This is a genomic window from Brevibacterium sp. (genome assembly GCF_022712115.1).
Lineage (GTDB): Bacteria > Actinomycetota > Actinomycetes > Actinomycetales > Brevibacteriaceae > Brevibacterium > Brevibacterium salitolerans.
In genome coordinates this window covers 1-5202 of sequence record NZ_JALAHB010000175.1, presented here as the reverse complement: position 1 = coordinate 5202, position 5202 = coordinate 1, and the positions used below count along the sequence as shown (strand labels likewise).

At 72.3% G+C, this 5202-nt stretch carries 3 protein-coding genes and 1 pseudogene; 2 read left to right on the top strand and 2 right to left on the bottom strand.

All coding sequences use genetic code 11. The features are described from left to right. Positions 1–282, top strand: a 282-nt coding sequence (locus Q0A33_RS09910) for a protealysin inhibitor emfourin (protein ID WP_363316565.1), incomplete at its 5' end; no start/stop codon positions are given. Between the two features lie 321 nt (positions 283–603). Beyond that, positions 604–3447: an ExeM/NucH family extracellular endonuclease gene (locus tag Q0A33_RS09905; RefSeq protein WP_291795715.1), complete on the top strand. Its 2844-nt coding sequence runs from the start codon at positions 604–606 to the stop codon at positions 3445–3447. Between the two features lie 353 nt (positions 3448–3800). Here the strand turns inward: Q0A33_RS09905 and Q0A33_RS09900 are convergent, their stop codons facing one another. Both Q0A33_RS09900 and Q0A33_RS16585 read right to left on the bottom strand, forming a co-directional pair. Beyond that, positions 3801–4520, bottom strand: a complete 720-nt coding sequence (locus Q0A33_RS09900) for an alpha/beta-hydrolase family protein (protein ID WP_363316567.1) — start codon at positions 4518–4520, stop codon at positions 3801–3803. A 10-nt stretch (positions 4521–4530) separates the two neighbouring features. Continuing rightward, positions 4531–5202: pseudogene (locus tag Q0A33_RS16585) on the bottom strand (alpha/beta-hydrolase family protein); the annotation flags it as partial.

The window sequence follows — 5202 nt, the reverse complement described above, 5'->3', positions numbered from 1 at the left end:
GATGACGACACGCCCGTCCAGCTGGGCCGCTCCGGCGGCTTCGCCGGGCTGAGCCGCACGCGGGAGTTCCGGGTGGGCGAGCTCCCCCGCGAGGACGCCTCCGCCTGGAAGCGTCTGCTCGCGGAGAGCCTGCCGCCGGAATGGCGGGAGGATCCCCCGCAGCAGCCGGACCGCTACGTGTACCGGGTCGCCTGCACGGAGGCCGAGCTCGACGTGAGGCTGCCCGAGGCCCGCCTGCCGGACTGGGTCCGCGAGCTCTTCCGCCGCACCCTCGAGCGCTGAGCCCTCACCGCGCGCGGAACCCGCCCTCGCCTCATGCTGCAGGCGCAGGCCATGACCGCGCTCGTCCACACCCTCCTGGCGGAGATCCCGCCGTCCGGCGACCCTCCACCGGACAGCGTGTCTCCCCTGCAGTGAGGACGGCGAGGGCCGCCCCGCCCAATTCATCTCCCGTTCGCCGCGGGAACACATAAGCTGGACATGGCCTGAGTACGGTGTGGGCGTTCCCTGGATGCGCCATGCCGCACTCCTCTCCCGAGCCGCCCGCGGCCCGCTGCGGAGGAGCACCAGGTCCACAGAAGCCCTCACTGCCGAAGGACGTCCATGACATCTCCCTCCCGCCCGCTTCCGCTGCTGGCCGGCGCCGTCACCGCAGCCCTGGTCACCGGCCCGGTCCTCCTTCCTCTCACCGCGCACGCGGCCGATGCGCCGGAGATCTCCGAGATCGCCTACGCAGGCGGTGACGACACGGACTTCATCGAGATCGCGGCCGAGCCCGGCACCGATCTCTCCGGCTGGACAGTGGGCAGCGTGACCCGCGGCGGCACGCCGCAGTCCGCCGCCCACGTCGTCACGGTGGCCGAGGGCACGGAGGTGGGAGACTCCGGCGCACTCGCGGTGCGCGTGCCGATCACCAACTCCGTCAGCAGCGGCAGCGCGGCGGACGGCAGCTACGGCTCCTCCGCCTTCGCCGTGGATGCGGACGGCTCCCTCGTCGGCTTCGAGCAGGTGGGCGGCGTGACCGGCGGAAAGGGCGTCACGGCAGGCGGCGGCTCGCTTCTGCCGGAGGCCGTGCAGGGCCAGGAGGCCACACCCACCGGCGCGGTCTCCGCCAGGGGTGAGACCCTGCAGCGGGTGGACGGCTCGTGGACCTCCGCGCCGGGGACCCCGGACCGGCTGCCGGGCGCCGAGGAGCCCGATCCGGATCCGGTGGAGCCCGGCGAGACGCTCACCATCGAAGAGGTCCAGGGCACAGGCGAGACCTCCCCCTACACGGGGCAGACCGTCACCACCACCGGCGTCGTCACCGCGGTGTACGCGGACGGAGGCCTGAACGGCTACACGCTCCAGACCTCGGGCACCGGCGCGGATCACGAGCTGGGAGGCGCCTCCTCGGGCATCTTCGTCTACTCCCCTCAGACCGCGGGAACGGTGGCCGTGGGAGATTCCGCGGTGGTCACCGGCGAGGTCTCCGAGTACTACGGCCAGACCCAGATCACGGTCGCCGCCGGCGGTCTGCAGCAGGGCGGGCCCGCCGAGGCCCCGGTCCCGTTCGAGGGCGCGTTCCCGGAGGACGAGGGCGAGCGCGAATCCCTCGAGTCCATGCTGATGCTGCCCACCGGTGACATCACCGTCACGGACACCTACAGCACGAACGCCTACGGCGAGGTGGGGCTGGTGAACGGCGACGAGCCGCTGCGTCAGGCCACCGACGTCGTGGCTCCGGGCGCGGAGGCACAGGCGTTCGAGGCGGAGAATCAGGCGCGGGAGTTCGTCCTGGACGACGGCGCGAGCGTCAACTACACACAGGGCGCCTCGGACGTGCCCGTCGCCTATGTCTCCACCGAGGACCCGGTGCGCGTGGGAGCCGCAGCGACCTTCACGGATCCCGTCGTGGTGGCCTACGGCCGCGACCGGTGGCGGCTGCAGCCCACGGAATGGCTCACCGGTGCCGACGCGGACACCGTGCAGCCGGTGGAGTTCGCGGACACGCGCGAGGCCGCGCCCCGGGAGGTGGGCGGAGACCTCACGCTCTCCAGCTTCAACGTGCTCAACTACTTCCCCACCACCGGGGACCAGCTCTCCGGCTGCACCTTCTACGAGGACCGTGAGGGCAACCCGATCACGGTGCGCGGCGGCTGTGACGCCCGCGGTGCGGCCACGCAGGAGAGCTTCGAGCGCCAGCAGGCGAAGATCGTCGCGGCGATCAACGGGCTGGACGCCTCCGTGCTCTCGCTCGAGGAGATCGAGCGCTCCTCCGCCTTCGGCAAGGACCGCGACGAAGCGCTGAGCATCCTCGTGGACGCGCTCAATGCGGACGCGGGAGCCGGCACCTGGGACTTCGTGCCCTCGCCGGAAGGCCAGCCCGAGGCCGAGGACGTCATCCGCACCGCGTTCATCTACCAGCCGGCGGAGGTCACGCCGGTGGGAGACTCGGAGATCCTCACGGACTCCCCCGCCTTCTCCAACGCGCGCGAGCCTCTCGCGCAGGCCTGGGCCCCGGCCTCGGACGCGGGAGGAGCCACCCGGGGCGCGACCGCTGCCGACGGCGGGAGCGCCGCCGAGGACGACGGGACATTCGTGACGATCGTCAATCACTTCAAGTCCAAGGGCTCCGGCTCCGGCGAGGGGAACGTGGACAACGGCGACGGCCAGGGCAGCTCCAACGCGGACCGCGTGCGGCAGGCCGAGGCCCTCGTGGAGTTCGCGGACGCACAGGCGGAGAGGGCCGGCACGGAGGACGTGGCGCTGCTGGGCGACTTCAACTCGTACACGGAGGAGGACCCCATGCAGGTCCTCTACGGAGCGGGCTACGCGAACGTGGGCAAGGAGCATACGGACGAGCAGACCTACCTGTTCGGCGGACGAGTGGGCAGCCTCGACCACGTGCTCACCTCCGCCTCGCTGTCCGCGGACGTCGCCGGGGCAGACGTGTGGAACATCAACTCGGTGGAGTCGATCGGGCTGGAATACAGCCGGTACAACACCAACGTCACGGACCTCTACGCGCCCGATGCCTTCCGCTCCTCCGACCACGACCCGCTGCTGGTGGGCCTGCACCGCGGCGGAGAGGACGGACCCGGGGAGGAGCCGACGGGTGAGCCGACCGGCGGACCCGGAGAGGAACCGACGGACGGGCCCACAGGCGAGCCCACGGACGGGCCGAGCGACGGCCCCGGCCAGGAGCCCACGGGTGAGCCGACCGAGGGGCCCGGGGAAGAGCCCACGGAGGCACCCGGTGACGGGCAGGGCGACGAGGACGGTTCCGGTGACAACGGGAACGGCAACGGAAACGATCGTGACGACAATGGCCAGGGCGACACCGGCCGGGGCGACGACAGCCGTCTGCCCCGCACGGGTGCAGGGCTCGGCGCCCTCGGGGCCGGTCTGGCGCTGCTGAGTGCGGGTGTCGCAGCAGTGATCATCGCGCGCCGCAGGGCGCAGTGACCGCGACGGAAGAGCGGGGAACGGCGAGAGAGCCCGGAGCGGCGGAACTGCAGCACGGTTGACTCCCGGCCCCAGCAGGGGGTGATCCCAGGCTGCGGCGGAGGTGATTCCAGTAAGAGGGCGGGTGCAGAGGTGAGAACCTCCGCGCCCGCCCTTCTCTGCATCCGTTCGCGCCATGCACCGGCCGCCCTCGCTCGCCGGGCAGATCCCGCTCAGCGAACACTGCACCCCGTGGTTCTGCCTATCGACCAAGGAGTGTGCGCGGCGGACGCGGAGCCCCGGGAACTCACCCCTCCGCCCAGGGCTGGACGCCCCGCGAGCGCGAAGAGGACAGCGAGCACACACCTGCCCGCTCAGGACAGGATGCGTGCGCTCACGTCGGAGATCGGCAGGCTGCCTCCGGCGGGCGCGAGGTCCGCAGCGATGGCGGCGGCGATCTCCTCGCAGGCGCGAGCGGACAGACCGGTGCCGAGCACCGCGTTCCAGTAGTGGACGACCTCGCCGTGGTAGCTGTGTCCGTATCCGCCGGGCATATCGACCGAGCGCGGCATGTCCACCGTCAGCTGGGCGAACGTGATGAACGGTCGCCAGCGCAGGGCCGGGGAGACGCCGCGGCCCAGCGGTTCGCGCAGCCAGTCGGGACGGTGCCAGACGAGTGCGGGGCTCCACCAGACGACGGGGTCGGAGGGATGCTGTGCGAAGACCACGCGCGGTCGGGACCACGATCCGTACTCGAGCCCGTCCGGGGCGGCCCACAGGTCCTGTGGGCCGCCGACGAACCGGAAGTGACGCCCCGTCCCGTGCACGGGGCGGACCTCGGGGGATCCGCGCCTGCGGGTGCGGAGCAGCTCCGCGAGGATCCGCGCGGCCCGCGGAGTGCCGGTCCACACCGCACCGTCGAGGCGCCGGAGCATGGCACCCGCGGATCCGTACGCCCCCAGCCCTCCGTATGCGCCCAGCGACTCCCCCGTCGCATACAGCAGAGGCCGCTCGCTCGCCGGCATCGCATCGAGGCGGGCATGCACCGCGCGGCGGAGCGCGAGGGACAGCTCCACCGCCGCGCTGCGGTGGATGAAGGAAGGCGAGCCAGGAACCGGCGAAGCTGTACTGCGCGGAGACGACGGCGCAGTCGCCGCGGAGAAGGTGCTCGAAGGCCGCGGCCTGCCAGGGAGGGACCCAGCCGGATCCGGTTCCCGTCGCCAGCAGGATCGCCCGCCGGTCGAAGGCACCCGTGCGTTCGAGTTCCGCGACCGCGGCCTCGGCCGCCTCGCGCGGGTCCGGATGCCCCAGCCTGCCGATGAAGACGCGGATGGGCTCGCGCACCGTCCCGCGTACGGACCCATCGCCGAGGCCGGCCCCCGGACCGGCTGCGGCAGCGGCATCCGCCTCACCTGTGGGGTCAGCGAAGGCCGCATCCTCGGGGACCGTGCCGATGTCTCCGGGGACAGTACCGATGCCCGCGGGAACGGCCGGCAGGTCACCCGTCTCCCGGAGCCTTTCCCACACCTCGGAGATCCTCACGGCGCGCGGCCCCTGGGTCACGAAGCGCCGGCCGTGCAGACCCATCGTGAGGAAGGGTTCGTACGAGGCGCGGGAGCCCGAACGCTCCGGTTCGGAGGGGCGTGGACCGGAGCCCAGCCCCGCGAAGGAGCCCACGACGGAGTGCTCGTCGAGCCTCCGCAGCAGACGTTCCAGCAGCCACCGATCCGCCCGGAGGATCAGCAGAGTGACCGCAACGGTGACGAGCGGGCCGGG